The organism is Streptomyces sp. NBC_00203, assembly GCF_045206325.1.
Lineage (GTDB): Bacteria > Actinomycetota > Actinomycetes > Streptomycetales > Streptomycetaceae > Streptomyces > Streptomyces lutosisoli.
This window is the reverse complement of record NZ_CP108126.1, coordinates 8965034-8986448: the sequence shown is the minus strand read 5'-3', so window position 1 is coordinate 8986448 and position 21415 is coordinate 8965034. Positions and strand designations below refer to the sequence as shown.

Annotated in this window: 19 protein-coding genes; 5 read left to right on the top strand and 14 right to left on the bottom strand. The window is 71.9% G+C overall.

Features of this window, described 5'->3' with window-relative positions:
* Positions 1-37: 37 nt before the first annotated feature.
* On the bottom strand, positions 38-1099 hold the full coding sequence (locus OG975_RS39925) for an ATP-binding protein (protein WP_406334435.1): 1062 nt from the start codon (positions 1097-1099) through the stop codon (positions 38-40).
* Positions 1100-1390: 291 nt separating this feature from the next.
* Between OG975_RS39925 and OG975_RS39920 the strand changes: the two genes are divergently transcribed.
* On the top strand, positions 1391-3022 hold the full coding sequence (locus tag OG975_RS39920) for a DUF6345 domain-containing protein (protein WP_406334434.1): 1632 nt from the start codon (positions 1391-1393) through the stop codon (positions 3020-3022).
* A 42-nt stretch (positions 3023-3064) separates the two neighbouring features.
* On the opposite strand, the gene OG975_RS39915 is transcribed toward OG975_RS39920, so the two are convergent.
* Together OG975_RS39915 and OG975_RS39910 are read right to left on the bottom strand one after the other, a co-directional pair.
* Positions 3065-5137, bottom strand: a complete 2073-nt coding sequence (locus OG975_RS39915) for a phage holin family protein (protein WP_406334433.1) — start codon at positions 5135-5137, stop codon at positions 3065-3067.
* Positions 5138-5241: 104 nt separating this feature from the next.
* Positions 5242-5694, bottom strand: coding sequence for a hypothetical protein (locus tag OG975_RS39910; RefSeq protein ID WP_406336681.1), 453 nt, complete (start codon positions 5692-5694; stop codon positions 5242-5244).
* A 111-nt stretch (positions 5695-5805) separates the two neighbouring features.
* On the opposite strand from OG975_RS39910, the gene OG975_RS39905 reads away from it, so the two are divergent.
* On the top strand, positions 5806-6579 hold the full coding sequence (locus tag OG975_RS39905) for an MBL fold metallo-hydrolase (protein ID WP_406334432.1): 774 nt from the start codon (positions 5806-5808) through the stop codon (positions 6577-6579).
* Between the two features lie 70 nt (positions 6580-6649).
* The gene (locus OG975_RS39900; protein WP_406334430.1) at positions 6650-7276 is read left to right on the top strand and encodes a DedA family protein; all 627 of its coding nucleotides are present in this window, start codon (positions 6650-6652) and stop codon (positions 7274-7276) included.
* 58 nt (positions 7277-7334) lie between these two features.
* Here OG975_RS39900 and OG975_RS39895 read toward each other — a convergent pair whose 3' ends face one another.
* The 6 genes from OG975_RS39895 to OG975_RS39870 form a co-directional block, all read right to left on the bottom strand.
* Positions 7335-8477 (bottom strand): MBL fold metallo-hydrolase, encoded by a 1143-nt coding sequence (locus OG975_RS39895; RefSeq protein WP_406334429.1) that lies wholly within the window; start codon positions 8475-8477, stop codon positions 7335-7337.
* Positions 8474-9721, bottom strand: a complete 1248-nt coding sequence (locus OG975_RS39890; protein ID WP_406334427.1) for an aminotransferase class I/II-fold pyridoxal phosphate-dependent enzyme — start codon at positions 9719-9721, stop codon at positions 8474-8476. The genes OG975_RS39895 and OG975_RS39890 overlap by 4 nt, the downstream gene beginning before the upstream one ends.
* A 221-nt stretch (positions 9722-9942) precedes the next feature.
* Entirely contained in the window at positions 9943-10629 is a 687-nt protein-coding gene (locus OG975_RS39885) for a hypothetical protein (RefSeq protein WP_406334426.1), read from the bottom strand.
* A gap of 198 nt (positions 10630-10827) precedes the next feature.
* A complete protein-coding gene (locus OG975_RS39880; RefSeq protein WP_406334425.1) occupies positions 10828-11406 on the bottom strand; it encodes a TIGR03086 family metal-binding protein in 579 nt (192 codons plus the stop codon).
* Positions 11403-11717: a DUF6158 family protein gene (locus tag OG975_RS39875; protein WP_406336680.1), complete on the bottom strand. Its 315-nt coding sequence runs from the start codon at positions 11715-11717 to the stop codon at positions 11403-11405. Before OG975_RS39875 ends, OG975_RS39880 begins: the two co-directional genes overlap by 4 nt.
* Before the next feature lie 141 nt (positions 11718-11858).
* Entirely contained in the window at positions 11859-13478 is a 1620-nt protein-coding gene (locus OG975_RS39870; protein WP_369263866.1) for an ABC-F family ATP-binding cassette domain-containing protein, read from the bottom strand.
* Between the two features lie 503 nt (positions 13479-13981).
* On the opposite strand from OG975_RS39870, the gene OG975_RS39865 reads away from it, so the two are divergent.
* Positions 13982-14803 carry a class I SAM-dependent methyltransferase gene (locus tag OG975_RS39865; RefSeq protein WP_406334424.1) on the top strand — a complete coding sequence of 274 codons (822 nt, stop codon included), beginning with the start codon at positions 13982-13984 and terminating at the stop codon, positions 14801-14803.
* Between the two features lie 70 nt (positions 14804-14873).
* On the top strand, positions 14874-15227 hold the full coding sequence (locus tag OG975_RS39860) for a VOC family protein (protein WP_406334423.1): 354 nt from the start codon (positions 14874-14876) through the stop codon (positions 15225-15227).
* A 231-nt stretch (positions 15228-15458) separates the two neighbouring features.
* Here OG975_RS39860 and OG975_RS39855 read toward each other — a convergent pair whose 3' ends face one another.
* The 5 genes from OG975_RS39855 to OG975_RS39835 all read right to left on the bottom strand — a co-directional run bounded on the left by OG975_RS39855 (position 15459) and on the right by OG975_RS39835 (position 21236).
* Positions 15459-17432 (bottom strand): DUF5107 domain-containing protein, encoded by a 1974-nt coding sequence (locus OG975_RS39855; protein ID WP_406334422.1) that lies wholly within the window; start codon positions 17430-17432, stop codon positions 15459-15461.
* Between the two features lie 87 nt (positions 17433-17519).
* Complete coding sequence (locus tag OG975_RS39850; RefSeq protein ID WP_406334421.1) at positions 17520-18416, bottom strand: arginase family protein; 897 nt, start codon at positions 18414-18416, stop codon at positions 17520-17522.
* A gap of 118 nt (positions 18417-18534) precedes the next feature.
* On the bottom strand, positions 18535-19083 hold the full coding sequence (locus OG975_RS39845) for a GNAT family N-acetyltransferase (RefSeq protein WP_406334420.1): 549 nt from the start codon (positions 19081-19083) through the stop codon (positions 18535-18537).
* A gap of 25 nt (positions 19084-19108) precedes the next feature.
* Complete coding sequence (locus OG975_RS39840) at positions 19109-19357, bottom strand: DUF1049 domain-containing protein (protein WP_381247126.1); 249 nt, start codon at positions 19355-19357, stop codon at positions 19109-19111.
* A gap of 76 nt (positions 19358-19433) precedes the next feature.
* Positions 19434-21236 carry a CocE/NonD family hydrolase gene (locus OG975_RS39835; protein ID WP_406334418.1) on the bottom strand — a complete coding sequence of 601 codons (1803 nt, stop codon included), beginning with the start codon at positions 21234-21236 and terminating at the stop codon, positions 19434-19436.
* Between the last annotated feature and the right edge of the window lie 179 nt (positions 21237-21415).

Sequence of the window (21415 nt, the reverse complement as noted above, 5' to 3'; positions counted from 1 at the left end):
CTGTCCGGCATTTGAGGACGAGCGCGCAGCCCCCCGCTCATCGCCGCGCCTCCACCAGCCGCGGCATGTCCCGTGCCGCCTCGACCAGGAACCACGCGGGCAGTACGGGGTTGCCGTCGGTGTCGGCGGCGATCACGCTCTGGGCGACCTCGACGGAGATCTCGGCAAGCTGGACGAGCAGCGACTTGGCGCGGAACGCGGTCTGGCGGCCGTTCTCCGAGAGGTGCTCCTTGCTGGCCGGCAGCTCTTTGACGAGGCGGCCACGGAAGGACTCGGCGAGGTAGTAGAGCAGATCGCGGTCCTCCGGGCGGCCGGGCCAGCGGGCGTCGCCCTTGATGATGGCCTCGATACCGAACCGGCTCCGCACGATCTTGACGTAACCGCAGAAGGCCACGGCGTGCGCGGGCGTCAGCGTGCCGTGCGCGATCACCTCCAGGGTCGCCTCGTCGAGGGCCGGCCCGAAGGAGCGCAGCGCGTCGGAGAGCATGTGCCAGGAGCGGGGCGTGGAGAAGGGTTCCTCCGTCTTCGGCGGCTTGGACCACAGGTGGTCGGGCCGGTCGGTGAGGTGGTCCAGGACCCAGGGGTGGATGTCGTTGGAAGCGGCCCAGACGAGCCAGTCCTTCGGGGACGCCTCCAGGTGTACGTGCGCGAGACGGTTGACCAGCGCCGAGGCGATCGGGCGCGCCAGCGCGTTGTCCGTCGCACGGTTGCCCGCGCCGATCACGATGGAGCCCTTCGGCAGCTCGTAGTTGCCGATGCGGCGGTCCAGGATGAGCGAGTAGAAGGCCTTCTGCACATCCGGCGTCGCCGCGTTCAGCTCGTCCAGGAACAGGCAGTACGGCTCGTCGCGGGCGATCGCCTCCGGCGGGCAGAACACGGACCGGCCGTCGCGGATCTGCGGAACGCCGATGAGGTCCTCGGGGGCGAGCTGGGTGCCGAGCAGGCTCACGCACTCAAGTCCCAGCGATTCGGCGAACTCCCTTACCAGGGAGGACTTTCCGATGCCGGGGGCGCCCCAGATGAAGACCGGCCGCACGGTCGCGAGACCGAGCAGCAGCTCCGGTATACGGGCGGGAGTGACGGTGACGGCTGCCTGCACGCAGCGGCTCCTTGGAGGTGTTCGAGAGGGGCCCGCAGGTGTGCGGTGTCCGATACGAACAGTGTGGGCACCGAAGTCCGTTCGGCGCAGCCCATTTTCCGGCGCCCGGGACTTCCCGCGTACCACCGGAGCAGTTGTCCCCGAGCGACCGGTGGGGCGCCGTGCCATGCCCGGGGCGCGGCCCCGTTGGCCGGTATACGCGCTGGGCAAACCCCCACGGCGGTGCCAGTTTGAGGCCTCTCGCCCCTCTGGGACGGAGCGTGGCGAGGTGAACCATCAGGGGGTTTGACCATGCGCATGATCTATTCGGACCGGGGTCCGTCACCGCTGGATTCCGGCAAGCCCGGTGCGGCCGACCGGGATGCGACGTTCGGCTGGTGGGGTGCGTTCAGCATCCAGAAGTTCGTGAACCAGAACCCGCTCTCGCACACGCACGAGGACGCCACGGGCTGGCTCGCCTATCTCCAGCAGTTCTACGACCGGAACTTCTGGTTCGCCGACGGCGGCGTGCAGGTGTGGGCGTACGAGGAGACGTACGACAACTGGCAGGACCGCTACGGAGTGGACGCCGTGGTCGCCGTCTACCACTCGGGGCACGGCGGCATGGACGGCAACGGGGTGTTCTACGCACCGCTCGGCGCGGTGTGGGACGGCCGCAGTGACGCGATCTCCAACCGGATGGCGTTCGGCAACGAGAAGGCGAACTACGTCTTCTGGTCCACCTGCAACTCGGTGCGCGTCCTCGAAGGGCACACCCCGATCCGCACCTGGGCGGGCCCCAACCTCGGCTCACGGATGATCTTCGGCTTCGAGACGACGAGCATCGACAGCCCCGACTACGGCAAGAAGTTCTGGGAGAAGTGGCGGGCCGGGCAGACGTTCACGGACGCCTGGCTGAACGCGTCGTGGGACATCTACCAAGGTCAGGCGTCCTCGGTCTGCGCCACCGGACCGACCCAGGCGGAGGCGACGAGCCGCCTGAACTCCGAACGGAACTTCGTCCGCGAGCACGTCTCCGACGCCTGGTACGCCTGGCGCTGGTACTACGCCCGCAGCAGCCTGCGCGAGGCGGCGACCGCCGTACCGGAGCAGACCGTTCAGCTGGCGCCGCGCGATCCGAGCGCCGAGCTGGCACGGCTCGGGCAGCTGGCGAGTTTCCCGGACGCCGCGCTCCAGGAGGTCCAGGTCGAGCGGCAGGGTGTGCTGAGCGCCAACTCCGGTGACCGGTACGTCTCGACAGCGCCGCTCGCCGCGCGCTGGGTGAAGCTCGCCGAGGCCAATCACCGCAACACCGATCAGCTGGACACCGGCCGGGCCGTCGAGTTGGCCCGGGCCTTCGCCGAACAACACGTCGAGGCAACTGCCGGCGCCGAGTTGATCGTCGACTCGGTGCACGACCTGTGGCAGAACTCCGGCAGCAAGGACGGCTCGCAGCTCGGCGAACCGGTGTCGCTCCAGACGCATGTGACGTTCCGTCAGACCTTCGACGGCGTGCCCGTCATCACCCCCGGGCGCGGCGAGATCCGGGTGGCGCTCGACAACGACGGCACGGTCGTCCAGGCGCACCTGTCGACGAGGGAGGCGGCGGGTTCGACCCGTACGCCGAGTTCCGTGGTCGCGCCGCCCTCCGGGCAGGGGACGCGGGCCGCCGGGGCACCGCTTCCGCGGGACCCGGCCGAGTCGCTGGCCGCCGCCCAGCTCAGGCTGGTCCAGCATCTCGCCGTGGTGGGCTCCGACGAGCAGCGTTCCGCCGCCGAGATCCATGAGCGGCTGGAGATCCGGGACGTGCCGGGCACGCTCCAGGTCGGCTACGAGATCGAGGGCAACGAGGCCTACCCCGCAGCCCGCAAGCTGATCGAGATCGGGCAGCAGGGCAGCAGGTACAAAACGCGTCGCTGGGTGGTCGCGCCACTGGCCCGGTAGTCAGGGGCCAGGCCGTACCCCGGGAGTCCGGGGGCCGGTCCGTCAGGCGGCACGCTCGTTCGGGCGTGCCGCCAGCGGTACCTGGGGGCCGTCGCACTCGCGCAGCCATCGCCGCAGTACGTGGTGGATCTGCTCGGCGCCGACGAGTCCGGTGCCGTCCTCGGCCGGCACCGAGAGCGCCACCGGCGAGAGCAGGAAGGGCCGCGCCTGGGACCCGCCGAGTCCGCCGTGCGAGCCGATCTGCTCCTCGAAGGCGAGGACTTCGCCCTCTTTGGGGTCGTACCAGGAGTTGACCATGATGTCGGCGGCGTGCGGGAACGAGTGAGTGCGGCGTACGGCGTCGGCGGCACCGGGGCCGAAGTCGGCGAGCGGGCCCGGGTGTTCGTCGTCGAGCTCGCCCACCGGCACCTCCGCGCCCTGTGCACCGAGCACGAGGCCGCCGTGCTCCTCGCTGCGCACGAGGATGAAGCCGACGCCGGGGTGGTTGGCGAGCGTCGACAGCAGCGCGGGGTGGCGCCGGTCGATCTCCTCGCGGCTCATCCGGTGCGGCACATCGGGGAAGGAGACCAGGCCGAGGTTGCCGGAGGCCAGCACGATGGGCTCGGAGCCGCGCGAGGGGCGGTGCCGCTCACCGCCCTCCTCGACCGGCCTGCGCAGTGCGGCCCGTACGGCGGCCCGCGCCTCGGCACCGCTGTGCGTGCGCTGCGCCCTGCGCGGCACGGGCAGCCCGCAGCCCGCGCGGACCAGATTGCCGAGGGTGAGCCCGTAGCGGGCCAGGAAGGTCTCGCCGGGGCTCTGACCGTGGTCCGACAGCAGCACGATCCGGTACGGCCGCGGGGCGTGCTCGGCGACCTTCGCGATCAGCGCGAGCGAGCGGTCGAGGCGCTCCAGGACCTTCTCGGCGTCGCGGCTGTACGGTCCGGAGTGGTGCGCCACCTCGTCGTACGCCACCAGGTCCGCGTAGACCGCGTTGCGCCCGGCGAGCATGTCGCCGATCACCGCGGCGACGACGACGTCCCGCTCGACGACGGTCGCGAAGGCGCGGACGAAGGGGTAGAGCCCGCCGCGCTTGACGCGTGGCCGGCGCTTCTTGAAGCGGGCCCAGGTGGACTGGCCCATCTCCCGCAGCACCTCGGCGACGAAGGACATCGCCGTGCGGACGGCGTTGGCGGGGTCGGAGAAGTACGCGAAGTAGCCCGCCCGCGAGCGGTTCTCCTTCCCCCTCCTCGCGGCGATGGACAGCACGAGGGCCAGCTCGTCGGCGCCGCCGCTGAAGAGGTTGCCGCGGCTGGCGCCGTCGACGGTGAGCAGTCCGCCGTCACCGGTGTGCTCGATCGCGCGACGCTGGAGTTCGGCGGCACTGGTGGGCCGGTTGCAGACCATGACCTCCTGGCTGTCCTTCTCGTACCAGCGGAAGGCCGGGACGTCGTGATTGCTGCCGTGCAGGATGCCGAGCTGGCTGGCGCCGGTCTGGCTGGACCAGTCGGTGCGCCAGGGCGTGAGCCGGTGGGTCGGACGCCTGCCGCCGAGCCAGGCCGCCACGGTCGGCATCAGCCCCTTGGCAATGGCACCCTCCAGGACGTCGTGGCCCACGCCGTCGAGCTGGAGGAAGACGGCGCCGGGGGTCGCGGGCCCGGCCCGTCCGTCGGAGCGCCTGCGGCGCCGGTCGGCGAGCCGGTACAGCCTGCGCCGGTACGCGTCGTCGTCCCGCACGGCGAGGGCACCACCGGTGGCCGAGGCGACGGCGGACATCACGGCGGCGACGACCACGGCCGTCTCGGGGGCGACCTCACTCTGCCCGGAGGGGGTGATCCGCAGGGCGATCAGCAGCAGGGACCCGTTGAGGAAGAAGACGAGCAGCCCGAGCACCAGGGCCGGCACCAGCAGCAACGCCCTGACCAGCAGGGGCCACACGAGCGACGACAGCAGACCGAAGACACCCGCTGCCGCCGCCGCGGTGACGGCGATCTGCGTGGCGCTGTCCCCGTCGTCCGACTGCAACTGGAAGTCGGGCAGTACGCCGGCGAGGACGAGCATCGTGACCGTGGACACGGCCCACACCGTGATGCTCCGCCACACTCCGCTGAGGATCCGCCGCCAACGTCCTCCACCCACGCCCAGTCCACCTCACGTCCCGGCCCGCCCGGTGCGCGAGGCCTGCTCCCACCCTGTCACAACGGGCGGAAGGAGCCGTGTGTCACCCGTTGCCGGAGCGAGGCTCAGCGGCCGTCGTACCCGGCCGTCGGCATGGACAGACGGCGGTGGACCCGGGCCTTCATCTGGGCGTCGTACGACGGTTCCGCGCAGCCGACCGTCTCGACCCGTACGCCGCGGCGCACGCACTCGGCGGTGAACTCGTCGACCGAGGCGAGGGCGCGTTCCAGCACGCGTCGGCTGGGGGCGACGAAGAGATCGACGAGGCCCGCCTCGACGTCCGCCCACAGGGTGCGGTGGTCGGGGCGCAGACCGCGCACGAGGAGTTCCCGCGTGACCACGTAACCGCGTTCGGCGGCCCAGCGGGCGCACATGGCGTGCTGGCTGCGGGAGTCGACCAGGAAGGGATCAGCCTCCAGTTCTTCCAGGGGTGTCAGGCTCGCGATCGCCGTCACACGAAGCGACGGGGGGCGCGACGACGGACCGCTCTGGTCGAGCGAGCAGTTGAGGGCGTGCATGCCGGAGGCACCGCGCGCGTCTCCCATGGCGTCCCCCTCACCTCCGGGTTTCGCCGCCGACCCTACTCCTGCCCGTAGGCTCGGGGGGAGTCGCGCGAAGGAGGCAAAGAGGTGCCGGTGGAGATCACCTGGTGGGGGCACGCCACCTGCACGGTCGAGGACTCCGGAATGCGCCTGCTCACCGACCCGCTCTTCGCGCGCCGGCTCGCGCACCTCCGGCGCAGGCGCGGGGCGCCGCCCCCGCCCCGGGCGGCGGTCGCCGACGCGGCGCTCGTCTCGCATCTGCACGCCGACCATCTGCATCTGCCGTCGCTGGCGCGGCTCGCGCCCGGCACCCGGCTGATCGTGCCGAAGGGCGCGCCGCTCGCGGTGCCCGGGCTGCGCAGGCTGGACCATCTCCAGCTCATCGAGGTGGCGCCGGGCGACCGGACCCAGGTCGGTGACCTGGTCGTACGCACCGTGCCGGCGCGGCACGACGGACGGCGGCTGCCCGTCGGACCGCACCGCTCCCCCGCCGTCGGATATGTCATCGAGGGTGAGGCGCGCACGTACTTCGCCGGGGACACCGGGCTGTTCGCGTCGATGGCGGAGGAGGTCGGACCGGTCGACGTGGCGCTGTTGCCGGTGGGCGGCTGGGGACCGTACCTGGGCGAGGGACACCTCGACGCGGGGCGCGCCACGCAGGCGCTCACCCAGCTGATGCCGCGCAGCGCCGTGCCGGTGCACTACGGCACGTACTGGCCGATCGGGATGGACGCCGTGCGCCCCCATGAATTCCACGCGCCGGGCGAGGAGTTCGTACGCCTCGCCGCCGAACGCGCGCCCCAGGTCGCGGTCCACCGCCTCGAACACGGCGAGAGCGTACGCCCGGAGGTCGCGAAGTGACCTTCCCGTCCAGCATGTCCGCCGAACCGGACGCCGCGCACGGCCCGGGCGCCCGGCCGGAGGTCGCCCGGTGACCTTCCTGACCGTCGCGGCCACGACCGTGCCGCCGGAGTCCACCCAGCAGGCGATCGGGTACCCGTCCCTCTTCCTGCTGGTGCTGATCGGTTCGCTCGTGCCGGTCGTGCCGACGGGCGCCCTGGTGAGTTCGGCGGCCGTGGTGGCCTTTCACCAGTCGGCGCCGTTCTCCCTGCTGCTGGTCTTCGGGACGGCGGCGCTCGCCGCGTTCCTCGGCGACATCACGCTGTACTGGCTCGGCCAGCGCGGTATGCGGTCAAAGAACGGCTCGCGCTGGCTGGAGACCCTCCGTGACCGCGCCCCCGAGGACCGTCTCGCCCAGGCCCAGGAGAAGCTGCGCGACCACGGCATCGCGGTCCTCGTCCTGTCCCGCCTCGTCCCGGCCGGCCGTATCCCGGTCATGCTCGCCTGCCTCCTGGCGAAGACGCCCCTGCGCACCTTCGCCCGCGGCGACGTCCCCGCCTGCCTCGCCTGGGCGGCCACCTACCAGGTCATCGGCATCCTCGGCGGCTCCCTCTTCGACGAGCCGTGGGAGGGCGTGGTCGCGGCGGTGGTCCTGACCCTGGCGATCAGCGTGACGCCGAGCCTGTGGCGCAAGGTGCGCAGGACCGCGCCCCGTTAAGGGCGCGGGGAACTGCGCGAGCAACCCAGGACGACCCGCAGCCGCCCACGCACAGCAGTCACCCCAAAACCCGAGAACCCCCCACCGGCAGATCCCACAGATCCCCCCGAGCAAGCCCCGCCCGCTCCCAGGCGGCACGCACCCTCGCCAACGGTTCCAGCACCGGCTCCGCCGACAGCACGAACGTCCCCCAGTGCATGGGAGCCATCCGCCGCGCCCCCAGATCGGCGGCCGCCCGCACCGCCTCCTCCGGATCGCAGTGGACGTCACTCAGCCACCACCGGGGGTCGTACGCCCCGATGGGGAGGAGGGCGAGGTCGATGCCCGGGTAGCGTCGGCCGATGCGGGCGAACCAGTGCCCGTACCCCGTGTCCCCCGCGAAATAGAGCCGCTGGCCGTCGGGCGCCGTCAGCACCCATCCGCCCCACAGGGTGCGGCAGGTGTCGATGAGGCTGCGCTTGGACCAGTGGTGCGCGGGGACGAAGTCGAAGCGGACGCCGCGCAGTTCGGCCGCCTCCCACCAGTCGAGCTCGGTGACCTGGGTGAACCGGCGGCGCCTGAACCAGCGGCCGAGCCCGGCCGGTACGAACACCGGGGTGTCGCGCGGGAGTCGGCGCAGGGTCGGCGCGTCCAGGTGGTCGTAGTGGTTGTGGCTGATGACGACCGCGTCGACGCGCGGCAGCGCGCTCCAGGCCACGCCGACCGGTGTGATCCGGGCCGGGGTGCCGAGGATCTTGCGGGACCAGACCGGGTCGGTGAGGACGGTGAGCCCGCCCATCCGGACCACCCAACTGGCGTGCCCCGCCCAGGAGACGGCGACCGTGCGCGTGCCCACCTGGGGCAACGGCTCCGGTTCGAACGGCAGCGACGGGATGTCGGCGAGTCCCTCGGCGCCCGGCCACAGCGCGCCCTCGCGGGCGAACCTGGCGAAGGCCCGCAGTCCGGGCAGCGGCGCGGTCAGCCGTTCCACGAAGGACCGCGGCCAGTTACGCCGCTCGCCGAGCGGACGGGGCTCGGCGAGCGGACCGGCGGGAACGAGGGGACCGGCGGGAATGAGAGGAGTGTTGGGGACGAGAGGAACGGTGGGGACGAGAGGAATGGCGGGAGTTGCGTGCCCGGTCGCCGCCGGGCTCGAAGAGGACGCCGGATCGTCGGCGTCCTGGGTCGTCGTGCTCGTGGTCGACTCGGACTGCTGCGTCATCGAGGAGGCTCCCATCGCTGAGCGTCGTCGCGGAGATCGTCGAAGGCCGACCCCAAGAGGGTCAACGCGCGTTGCACATGCGGCAGTTCCAGCGGCGAGGGTGACGTGAGGCATTCCGCCCGCTCCTCGTCCGTCGCGCCGAGCAGCGGCCCCGTGCCCAGGCGCACCCGGAGCGCCGCGAGGTCGTCGCCGAACCGGTGCCCGCCCGGCGCGGGCATGCCGAGCCGGGCGGTGAGGAAGTCCTCCAAGTCCTGGGCGTCGCCCACGCCGTGCGCCCCGAGCGCGGACCGGAGCGGGCCGAGGTCCACGTACAGATGTCTCCCGGCCTGCGGGGGCCGCGCGAGGGCGCCCGCGCCGACCACCGCGTGGTGCGCGGCGGCGGCCACGTGCGCGTGCAGGCGTACGGCGGCGGTGAGCCGTTCGGTGATGCCGGCCGGCTCGCCGAGCGCGTACGCGGCCGCCGCGGCGACCGGTGCGGCGACCCGCGCGCCGAGCACGGTCAGCACGTCGAGGACCTGGTCGCGCAACCGGACCCCGGAGTCGTTGTCGGGGAAGCGGGCGACGGCGGCCGGCCAGCCCTGTGGCAGGAAGGCGCCCGCGAGGTCCGTGACGACGGTGACCTCGCCGGGGAGCATCTCGGCGGGGCTGAGCAGCACCGTGCCGTGCGGCCGGTGCAGGGTGTCGCGCCAGGTCTCGTCGCTGACGACGTGCAGCCCCTCGTCCATCGCGGCCTCGACCGTCTCGTGGACGACCTCGGGCGGCGCGACGGTGGCGGTGGGGTCGTCGGCCACGGAGAGCACGAGCAGGCGCGGTTCACCGCCCTCGGCGCGGACTCTGCGGACGGTCTCCAGGAGGGCGTACGGGTCCGGGATGCCGCCGCACTCGGCGGGTGTCGCCACATGGAACACGGATCTGCCCAGCAGGCGTGCCTGCGGCGCCCACCACGCGGCGCACGGACGCGGCACGAGGACGTCACCGCCGAGCGCGCCGGTCAGCGCGAGAAGCAGCGCGGGGGCGCCGGGTGCGGCGGCCACCCGGTCGTGCGCGGTGGGCAGTCCGCGCCGGCTCCAGTAGGTGCAGGCCGCGTCGAGGAGGGCGGGGCCGCCGCCGGAGGGCTCGGCGTCGGCGCGGTCCGCGGCGGCGGCCAGCACGGAGCGGAGTTCCGGCAGCACGGGCAGGCCCTGGCCGGGAAGGGGCGGGCCGTAACGGACGGGGCCGTGCCCTTCCGGATCCGTCCGCCGCATACGTGCCTCCGCGCAGTCCGTGGTGCGTGCCGTGCCCTGCTCCGGTGCTCCCGCCTCCGTACGGTCTCCGGTGCCCCTGTCCCGTCGTACAGCCCTACCTGCTTATGCCTCATCCGTGTCCTGGTACAGCTCCTCGTACGGTTCCGCTCGCGCCCTCGGCCTCTCCGTACCCAGGGTTCGGCCACCCCATGGCCACCCGTCGGGTTGTGCCCGTCACAGCGTCAACTGTCCGCTGACGCGTCCTTGTGGCGCAGCCGGTGGACGGCCGCGCCCAGCGCGCCCGCGATCAGGACGCTTCCGGCGACCAGGGCAGGCACGGACCCGGTGAAGGCGCCACCCTCGCCGGCGTGTACCCCGCGCTGGACGGACGGGGGACGCTGGACGTCCGGGGGACGCTGGACGTCCGGGGGACGCTGGACGTCCTGGGGACGCTGAACATCCGGGGGCCATTGCGCGATGCCGCTCGCGGCTTTGGTGCCACGGGCCACGGTGTACGAGGCCTTCCACGGCTTCTTCTGGCCGCCCGGGGGCTCGGGGCACGCGCCGTCGACGCCCCACTCCGGCTCGGGGCCCATCGCGTCGGAGCCGTCGTCGACATTCTCCCCGGACGGCCCGGACGGGATACGGGCCGTTCCTCGGTAGGCGGCGCCCGCCGCGCTCTCGGTGTCGCCCTGCACGCGGCTCAGCTGGACCTTGCCCTCCTCGAAGCCCTGCGAGGTGGCGTCGATGAAGTCGGGCGGGGCTCCGCCGATCTCGTCGCAGGTGACGGAGATGGTGAGGGTGCCCCCGGGCTCGACGGAGCCCGGGCTGACCTCGGCGGCCGGATCCGCGAACGCGGCCGACGCGGCGGCGCCCACGGCGGCACCTGCCAGGGCGGTGGCGAACAGGGCACGGGCGGTACGGCGCATGGGCTGGGCTCCTTCGGCGGGCGGCTTTCCCGAGGGGCACGGCCGTCGTGCCCCTCGGGGCCCATCACAGCCCGCCCGGCGGCGCGGCGCGCGCGGCCGGGCACCATTCGCGGGACACAGGCGCCCGAGCGGGTGACGCCTGGGAGACGGCAGCCGCCGCCCGCGAGGGCGCACACACCCGGCCCTCTTGCTCGCCGGCTAAGGCTCACGTCCCAGCAGGCACAGCAGCTCGGTCTGTGCGTCGGCTCCGGGCGGCGGCTCCACCGGCGCGGCGAAGAGCCCGCTCTTCGCGAGGTCGGCGGCGTACGGGGTGACCTCGCGGACCGTGAACTCCAGAAGGTCGCCCGGCAGCCGCTCGTCGGCACCGATCGCCCGGGACAGGTCCCAGGTGTGCACGGCCAGGTCGGTCACCAGCTGAGCGCAGTAGAAGGCGGCCGTGGTGTCGGCGTACGACAGGTGGACGACGCGGTCGAGCGCGTCCGGCGCGCTGAAGGCGGCGTGGGAGGCGCGGGCCGAGGCGTCCCAGGAAGCGGCCGGATCGGGGCCCAGCACATCGCCGTCGAAGGTGTCTCCGATCGCCTCGACGGTGACTCCGTCGCGGACCAGCGGAGGCACCCACAACTGCTCGGAGACCAGATGGTTGACGAGATCACGCACCGTCCAGTCGGCGCAGGGCGTGGGAGCGTCCCACTGGTCGTCCCGGACCGCGTGGACGCGGTCGCCGAACAGGTCGAGGGCCTGCGCGTGCCGGGTGAGCAGCGGGTTCGCGGCGGTCATTCCGACGGTGCCCCCGCCGGTCCCCGCTCCCGGGCCCCGTCCCTCGTACGGCCTGCGAGGACGGGGCGGCGCGGGTGGCGGCGCAGGTACTCGCCCTCCAGCAGGGCCATGCGCTCGTTGTGGGTTCGCAGCGCGTCGTTCGAACCGTGGAGCAGCGTGTCGTGGCGCGTGCGGTGGATGGTCTCCAGCTCTTTCATCAGCTGCTGGTCGTCCAGCCGGCCCGGGTCGACTCCGGTCATGGTGGTACCCCGCTCGTCGTGTCCTCGGTGCGGTCCGCGTACCCGCCCGGCAAGCAGTACCCCGAGCGGCATCCGGGAAGGAGCCATGGATCTCACCTGTCTCCCTCCACTCTACGAACATCCGGGCCCCCGGGCCTCCCTACGCGTCGCCCCGTCCCGTCACAGACGTACGGCGGAGGAGCACAGGCCCCAGGGGGCGCTGGACAGGGCGGCCTAGCGGGCCCGTTCCACCCGGCGCTCGTCCCACACCGGCTCCTGGGTCTCACGTACGCGGCCGTCGGAGCCGAAGACCAGGTAGCGGTCGAAGGAGCGGGCGAACCAGCGGTCGTGGGTGACGGCGAGGACCGTGCCCTGGTACGCCTCCAGGCCCTCCTGGAGGGCCTCCGCGGACTCCAGGTCGAGGTTGTCGGTCGGCTCGTCGAGGAGCAGGGCCGTGGACCCCTCCAGTTCCAGCAGGAGGATCTGGAAGCGGGCCTGCTGTCCGCCGGAGAGCTTCTCGAAGCGCTGCTCGGCCTGCGCGGTCAGCTCGTAGCGGCGCAGCCGGGACATGGCGGCGCCACGGTCCTGGGCGTGCTCGGTCCACAGGATGTCCAGGAGCGCGCGGCCCTGCAGCTCCGGATGGGCGTGCGTCTGCGCGAAGTGGCCGGGCACGACGCGGGCGCCGAGCTTCCACTCGCCCGTGTGCGCGACGGTGTCGCCGGCGAGCAGGCGCAGGAAGTGCGACTTGCCGGAGCCGTTGGAGCCGAGCACCGCGACGCGCTCGCCGTAGAAGACCTCCAGGTCGAACGGGTTCATGAGTCCGGTCAGCTCGAGCCCCTTGCAGGTGATGGCCCGTACGCCGGTGCGCCCGCCGTGCAGCCGCATCTTGATGTCCTGCTCGCGCGGCGGCTCCGGAGGCGGTCCGGCCTCCTCGAACTTCCGCAGCCGGGTCTGCGCGGCCTGGTACCGGGACGCCAGCTCATGGCTGATGGAGGCTGCCTGCCGCAGATTCAGCACCAGCTTCTTCAGCTGCGCGTGCTTCTCGTCCCAGCGCCGGCGCAGCTCCTCGAACCGCGCGAACCGCTCCCGCCGCGCCTCGTGGTACGTCGCGAAGCCACCGCCGTGCACCCAGGCGTCGGCGCCCGCGGGGCTGGGCTCGACGCTGACGATCTTCTCCGCGGCCCGGGCCAGCAGCTCCCGGTCGTGCGACACGAAGAGAACGGTCTTGCGCGTCTCCTTGAGCCGCTCCTCCAGCCAGCGCTTCCCGGGTACGTCGAGGTAGTTGTCCGGCTCGTCGAGCAGCAGCACCTCGTCGGTGCCACGCAGCAGGGCCTCCAGCACGAGCCGCTTCTGCTCGCCTCCGGACAGCGTCCGCACCAGCCTCCACTGCGCCTTGTCGTACGGGACGCCGAGCGCGGCCATCGTGCAGATGTCCCAGAGCGTCTCGGACTCGTAGCCCCGCACCTCGGCCCAGTCGGACAGCGCCTGCGCGTACCGCAGCTGCGCGGCCTCGTCGTCCACGGTCATGATCCCGTGCTCGGCGGCGTCCACGGCCTTCGCGGCCTCCCGGATCCGGGGCGGTGCCACGGAGACCAGCAGCTCCCGTACGGTCGTCTCGTCCCGCACAGACCCCACGAACTGCCGCATCACGCCCAGCCCGCCCGTCACGGTGACGGTCCCCCCGTGCGGCTTCAGCTCCCCCGAGATCAGCCGCAGCAGCGTCGTCTTACCGGCCCCGTTGGGCCCCACGAGGGCCACGACGGCCCCTTCCCCCACCCGAAACGACACATCGCCGAGCAGCGCCCTCCCATCGGGAAGGTAGTACTCAAGATGTGCGGCTTCGAGATGTCCCATGGGGAGGCATTCTCCGGGGAGCCGGGGTCACGGGGCAAACGCGTATTCGCCTGGCGCCGGCCCGAGCACTTCTTCGCCCCCGCCGCCCTGGGGGCTGCGCCCCCAGACCCCCGCTAAAAGATTGCGCAGTTCCCCGCGCCCCTGAAGAGAGTCGTCTGCGGGCCGGTGGGGGCTGGTCGCGCAGTTCCCCTCGCCCCTTAAAAGCACCCGGGGCGGACCGGCAGCTGTTTAGGGGCGCGGGGAACTGCGCGACAAGCCCCCACTCACCCGCACCCGACACACAGCCGAACGGGGTCGAAGGGGCAGAGCCCCTGGGGGATGGGACGGGTAGGGGCGGCGGGGGCGAAGAACGCATGGCCGGGGAGACGTACGAGGGTCAAGTCACGGAAGTGGAAGGCGAGGTGACACTTCGAGCTCGTCCATATAGCAAGACGCAGGTCTCACTATTCGACATGCGAGCGTACGGTGATGGGTAACCGACACCGGCGAGAAGGGGAACGGTCATGTCGAAGTCGCAGGAGACCGCCGTCTACACACACGGCCACCACGAGTCCGTACTGCGCTCACACACCTGGCGCACCGCCGCCAACTCGGCGGCATACCTGCTCGACTCACTGAAGCCCCACATGAAGATCCTGGACATCGGCTGCGGCCCGGGCACCATCACCGCCGACCTGGCGGAACTGGTCCCCGACGGGCACGTCACCGGCGTCGACCACGCACCGGCGATCCTGGCCCAGGCCCGGACCGCAGCAGCCGAACGCGGCCTGGACAACACCGAGTTCACCGTCGCGGACATCCACGCCCTGGAGTACCCGGACGACACCTTCTGCGTGGTCCACGCCCACCAGGTACTGCAGCACGTGGGCGACCCGGTGCAGGCGCTGCGCGAGATGCACCGGGTGACCAAGCCGGGCGGGTTCATCGCGGTCCGCGATGCGGACTACTCGGCCATGACCTGGTACCCGCAGTCACAGGGCATGACCGACTGGCAGGACCTGTACCTGCGGGTCGCCCGCGCCAACGGCGGCGAGCCGGACGCGGGCCGCCGTCTCAAGTCGTGGGCACTGGCGGCCGGCATTCGGGACATCACAGCCACCTCAAGCACCTGGACCTTCGCCACCGAGGACGAGCGCGACTGGTGGAGCGGCCTGTGGGCGGACCGCACCCTGGCGTCGGCCTACGCGGAACGCGCCACGGAGGGTGGTCACGCGACCACGGAGCAGCTGAGTGCGGTGTCGGACGCCTGGCGGGAGTGGGGTCGGCAGGAGGACGCCTGGTTCTCGGTCCTGCACGGAGAGATTCTCTGCCGCAAGGAAGTCTGACCCGGCCGCTTCGGGAGCCGTCCGTGGGAAACGATCTCCTCCCGCGCACGGCCCAACTAGGCTTCTGCGTATGGAGATTCTGGGAGCCACGCTGCGTATCTGCGTCGACGACCTGGAGGCCTCGGTCCCCTTCTACGAGAGACTGGCCGGCGGGCGCGCCCTCCGCTTCGAGCGTGGTGGCGTCTCGGTCGCCGCGGTCGGCTTCTTCCTGCTGATGAGCGGGCCCGAGGCCGAATTGGACATTCTCCGCAAGGTCGCCGCCACCATCGCCGTCAAGGATGTCGACGAAGCCCATCGCGTTCTCAGCGAATCGGGAGCCCGCATCCTGGCCGGGCCGGTCGCGACGCCGGTGGGGCGCAACCTGATCGTGATGCATCCTGACGGGGCGGTGTTCGAGTACGCCGACCGCCGGGCCACGCAGTAGCCAACGCGGTTCTTCGCCCCCGCCGCCCCTACCCGTCCCATCCTTCTGGGGCTCCGCCCCAGACCCCGTTCGGTTGTGTGTCGACTGCGGGCGGGTGGGGGTTGCTCGCGCAGTTCCCCGCGCCCCTAAAAGGGGCGCGGGGAACTGCGCAATCTTTTAAGCGGGGGTCTGGGGGCGCAGCCCCCAGGGATGGGACGGGTAGGGGCGGCGGGGGCGAGGAACCCCCCGCGTTCACTCACGCGGCGGCCGCATCCGGAACTCGTACCGCTCCGGCAGCGACTCATCCGTAACCCGGGCCCACAGCTCGGAAATCACCTCGGCCCCCTCCCTCAGATCCGCAACCTCGAACCCCGCGTCGAAGACAGCCCGCGCCACCCCCACCTCCCCCTCCGCCACCAACAACTGCGCCTCGATCAACCGAAATCGCCCCCGCCCGCGCGTAGCGGGCCGCAACCGCTCCCACACAGCCCGCGCATCCCCCACCCGCCGCACAGCGAGCAGCGCCCCGATCGCCTCACGCCCCAGCGCCGCCGTAGCCGCAGTCCACACCGCACCGTGATCCCGCCGCTCCCGGCACAGATCGTCGAACGCCTCGGTGTACCGGTCGGCGGCCCGCTCCCGATGGCCCGCCTCCTGGTCGGCGACGGCGAGACAGCGGAGCAACGGCCAGAGGGACGGGGCGAGTTCGAGCGCCCGCTCCCAGCTCCGTACGGCCTGCGCCAGATCACCCGCGTGCCACTGGGCCACTCCGAGGTGGTACTCGGCGAGTGGTACGGCGGGCGCGGTCTCCAGCATGTCCCGCCAGTGCGAGGCGACCAGGGTCTCACCGGGCGGCCCGACCCGCCGAGGCTCCGGAAACGCACCCGACCGCAGCAGCTCAAGCCACGGCGCCTGCGCGTCACCGAGGGTGGACTCGTCGAAGGGCGTACCCGGCAACTTGTAGGCGGCGCGCAGCACTTCGAGCGCGCCCCAGCCGGATCCGACGGCGAGCACCTCACCGGGCTCGGTGTCGGCGTACGGCACCCAGGCGGCGTACGCGGCGTCGACGTCACCCCGGGACAGGGCGACCTGGAGCCGTTCCTCGACCTCGGCCCGCGCCGCCTCCCAGTCCGCGCCGTGAACCACCGCCGCGTTCCCGGTCAGCGGCCCGTACGCCTCAAGCCAGGACACATCGCTCTCCGCGTCCAGCCGCACATGTTCGAGCTGGGTGCGCGCGAGCCCGGCCTGGATCTCGCAGTATCCGCCGGTTCCCGGCTCGGTCAGCCACTCCTGCCAGCGCCGTCCTCCAGGGCCCGAACCCCAGACGAACAGCTTGCGTCCGCGCAGCACATCGGTGGACGTCTGCACGAGCCCGTCGCCCGCGTCGTCGAGCGCGGCGATCCAGCGCCGCCGCCCGTCGGGCACCTCGTAGAAGTAGTCGGCGGGGAAGGTGCTGTTCAGGGGGTACGTCCGGTCGACTTGCTCGTACGACGGCACGGGCACCTGGCGCAGCCGTCGCTCGTAGCCGAAGTGCCATGCCTCCTCGGCGGGCGCCAGTACCCTGCGCTCCTCGGGCACGGCGATGTTGGACCACCAGTACACGGGCGCGGGCTTCTCGTGCGGGTTGCGGACGCGGACGCCGACGTACAGGAAGTCGGAGCCGTCCGGCAGCCACAGGTCGACCTGGAAGGGGAGGTCGCGCAGCCGCTCCCACTCCCAGAGGCGGAGCATCTCGCCGCCGTCGGGGGCGGGGACGCGGGCAGCGTGGACGGGCGAGCAGGACAGGGTGGTGTGGCCCGTCGCGCCGATGTTCCACTCGATGCCGCCGGAGAACCAGGCGCCGTTGAGGGCGAAGCATGCGGGCTGCAACACCGGGTTGCGGTAGAGGAGTTCGCGCTGTGAGGGCTTGTGGAAGAGGGAGACGACACGGCCTCCGTAGCCGGGCAGCACGGTGGCCCGGAGCCGGTCGTTCTCGATCACGATCGCATCGGTCTCGCGGGGCGCCCGCTCTCTGTCGTACCCGTCGCGGATGCGCTCCGGCAGGACACTGCGCAGCGGCTCGTATCCGATCTGCCGGGCCATGTCGCGGGGCAGACCCTCGCGGTCGCGTTCGTCGATGCGGTGCGTCTCGTCGAGGGGCCGCAGCGGCGGGAGCGGGTTGTTCGGACCCAACTCGGCGGCGGGAAGCGTCAGTACGTCACGTCGGATCGTCGTCACGACGACCATGGAACATGGCCTTCGGGGAGCTGACCAGGGTCTCCGCTCGTCAGGATCCGGTCAGGATTCCGCAAAGCCGACGACGACGGGGTCCGGTCAGGATTCCGCGAGAGCGGCGACGACCAGGTCCGCGAGCAGCTCGCCCGCCGTGCCCTCCGGGTCCAGATCGGGGTCGTAGATGGTGATGTTGAGTCCGACGCAGTGCGGGGAGCGCACCAACGGGCGCAGCAGCGCGAGGAGTTCGTCGGGGAGCAGTCCGTCGGGGTCCGGGCTGTCGACGGCGGGCATCACGGACGGGTCGAGACAGTCGGCGTCGAGGTGGACCCAGAAGCCCTCCAGGTGCGGAAGTTCGAGGGTCTGCACCGTGGCCCGCGCGATCGCCTCCGCGCCCCACTCGCGCAACTCGCCGACGGTCACCGTCGGGATCTTCAGCGCGGCGAGCTCGTCCCGGTCGGTGTCGTAGTCGCGGATGCCGAAGAGGCGTACGTCCTCGTCTTGCAGATAGGGCTTCAGCCCTTCGAGGTTGGTGAGGTCGTCCTGCCCGCGGCCGGTCGCGAGGGCGAGTTCCTCGCCACCGGCGGCGCCGATCCGGTCCGAGTTGCCGGGGTGACGGAAGTCGGCCGACCCGTCGACTGCGGCGAGCCCGAACCGGCCGATGCGCCGCAGTGCGAGCGAGGCGCCGAGCTGAATGGAGCAGTCGCCGCCGAGGACGACGGGCAGGTCACCTGCGCGGACGTGGTGCTCGATGCGGTCGGCGAGTTTGCGGGTGTACGTGGCGATGGCGGCCGCGTTGAAGACCCCGTCGCCGTCCTGCCAGTCGCCCCGGTCGTAGCGCGGCGGCACGACCACCCCGCCTTCCAGGGCGCCGAGCCTCTGCACGATCCGCTGTTCTCGCAGCGCGCCGGCGAGCTTGTAGCAGCCGGGGACGGTGCCGGGCGCGGGCGGGCGCAGGCCCAGGTTGGAGGGGGCGTCCAGCACCACGATGTTCCGCATGGGTTCATCCTCACCCACGAGGAGGCCGACGGGAAGGGCGTTCCGGTGGGGCCGGTTGGCCGGTTGGCCGGTTGGCCGGTTGGCCGGTTGGCCGGTTGGCCGGTCAACCGTCAGCCGGTCAGCCGTTGCGGACCATCTCCGCCGTGATCGCCCACCGTTCGTGGTCCCGCCAGGCCCCGTCGATGTATATGAAGTCCGGCGAGAAGCCCTCAAGGCGGAAGCCGCAGCGCCGGGCGAGTGCGAGGGAGGCTGCGTTCCCCGGCTGTGCGTTGATTTCGAGGCGGTGCAGCCCCATCGTGGTGAAGGCGTACCGCACGACGAGCCCGAGCCCCTCGGCCATCAGCCCGCGTCCGGCGGCGTGCGCGAAGGCGCCGTATCCCAGTGCCCCGCAGAGGAAGCCGCCCTCGACGATGTTGTTGATGTTGATGAACCCGGCGATGCCCCCGCCGTCCCGTTCGCAGACGAGGAACCCGGCCTTGGTCGGATCCTGGATGAGCCGGCCCGCGTACGCGGCATAGGCGTCGGCGCTGCCGGGCGGAAAGAGCCACGGCTGGTGCAGATCCTTGCTCTCGCGGGCCCGCGCGGTGAACTCGGCACCGTCCGCGTAGGTGAAGTGGCGTATACCGACACGAGGGCCTTCGGCGAGGTAACCGGCGTTCTCAGACATCCCGTCACCCTACGCGAACGCGTCTTCAGCCTCGGCGCTTCATGGCGTAGGCCCCGCACAGCCCGCCGATCACCCCGGTGCCGAGGAGCGCCATCCACAGCGGCATGGTCACTTCCGGAATGAGCAGCCGGATCTTGGTGCTGCGGGTGTTCTCGAAGACGAAGATCAGGGCGAGGAGAGCCAGCGAGACGACGCTGACCCTGCCGGGCGTCAGCAGCCCGCCGCGGCTCTTCCCGCCGCTCGCGCCGGCACTCTCGGAGGTCTTCGGACTCATGCGCTCAGCATGAGTCGCGAGGTGCCGGCCCGCGCGGTGGGAGGTTCCTCCGGGTGACCCGGATCGCCGGGGGCGTTCAGTCCCCGACGACCGGCAGTTCCAGGGTGCCCGTGTCCCCGGGCGCGCTCGTGACGGTCACCGGTTTCACTCCCTTGTTCCCGAAGTACGCGTCGTCACTGGCGGCGACGACGAACTGGAGCCGGTGCCCGGCCTCGTACCGGTGCACGATCCCGGGCAGCGTGACGGTGAAGCTCTTCGTGACGTCCGGCACCCGCACGGGCGCCACCAGCCGGTGCACCAGCGTCTTGGTGCCGTCCGGCGCCACGTCGTACAGCTTGGCGAAGAGGACCAGCTTGTCGGCGGCGTTGTCGGAGTTCTGCACGCGCTCGGTCGCCGGCGACACCACCTTCAGCGTGGCCCGGGGCGCGCCGACCACGTCGACCGCCCGGGTCAGGGGCTCGCTCGTCCAGCCGAGGTAGGTGCCCTCGGTGTCGTACGGCGCCGGGTCCGGCAGTCCGACGCTCCCGGCGAGGGAGCTCTCGGAGTGGCTCGTGGGCACCAGCCAGTTGCGGTACTCCCGGCTGCCGAGCGCGACCTTCTTACGGTTGTCGACGAGCTTGCCGTCTCCGGAGAGGTAGAGCTTCTGGCTGAGCGCGGGTACCCGCCGGGCCGTGGCGTAGGTGTGGTCCGGGTCGGCGATCCAGTCGCGGTAGTAGGCGAAGGCGGGGCCCGTGTCGACGCCCTTGCGGTGCTGGAGATAGCGGTCGAACCAGGCGAGGATCCGCCGGCCGACGTAGCTCGTCTCCAAGTTGCCCTGGCCGAGGTTGAGTTCACCGGCCGCCGGGTCGGTGAGCCCGCCGCTGTGTCCCCCCGACTGCCAGATCATCTTCGTCGTGACGCCCTGCGCCTTGAGGGTCTTGTACGTCGCTGTCGCCTCGTTGAGATTGAAGAGGCTGTCGGCCTGCCCCTGGACGAGGAGGGTCGGCGCCTGCACCTTGCGCAGATACGAGACGGGCGACACGCTGCGCGCGTAGCTGAGCAGCGGTCCGGTCCTGGCGGCCGGATAGCTCCCCGAGTTCAGGGTCCGGATCGTGTCGCAGGCGTCGCTCACGAAGTGCAGACAGGCCAGGGAGTTGATCCGGGAGGGATCCAGGTTCGCCGCGGTCAGCGGCTGGCCCTCGCCGATCAGGTAGAAGCCGTTGGCCCACTGCCACTTGTAGGCGCCGGGCACATCAAGGGCGCCGGCCGCGTTGTTGGGGTCCAGCGCGTACGCCAGGTCGTTCCAGGTGATCAGCGGGACGAGCGCGTCGACACGGTGGTCCACGGCGGCCGTGGCCATCTGGACGGCGCCGCCGTACGAGCCGCCGATCATCCCGACGCGGGGGTCGCCCTTGCCGTCCCGGGTGACGTAGTCGGCCTTGGTGCCGTCGTCGGCGGCCCGCGTGCCCGCCAGGAAGTCGACGAGCCGGGACGCGGCCACGCCGTCGATGCGCGGGTCGTCGAGGGAGATCAAACAGCCCGACTTGCCGAAACCGAGCCCCGAGTAGACGAGCCCCACATAGCCGCGCGCCGCGAACGCCTTGCCGATCGCGTCCGTCGAACCGTCCGACTTGCTCCCGCCGAAGCCGTTGGTGGCGAGCACGGCGGGCGCGGTGTGCTCGCGGTCCACGCCCGCGGGCCGGTACAGATCGGCGTCGATGGTGCAGGTGCGGCCACCGGCCTGGACCGTGAACTTCAGTGCGGTGACGGTGTACTGGCCCGTGGCCGAGGCGGGCGGTGCGGTGAACGCGAGCGGTGCTGCGAGCGCGGCACCGAGGGCCAGGGCGAGCGAGGCACGGGATCTGGGCACACGCGAGCGACGGGACACGTAGACCTCCACGCTGAGGACAACCCGACTACTGGCCGGTAAGTACCGGCCGGTAGTCATGCTGTGACACGTGTCAGGCAGCGGTCAATCACCGTGCCCAGTGTTTCTTGACGGAGATTCAGTGAACGTGCCGGGCCCGTGACCGCGGTGACCGCTGTGACCCGCCGTGCGGGGCAGTCGCGGGCCCTGCC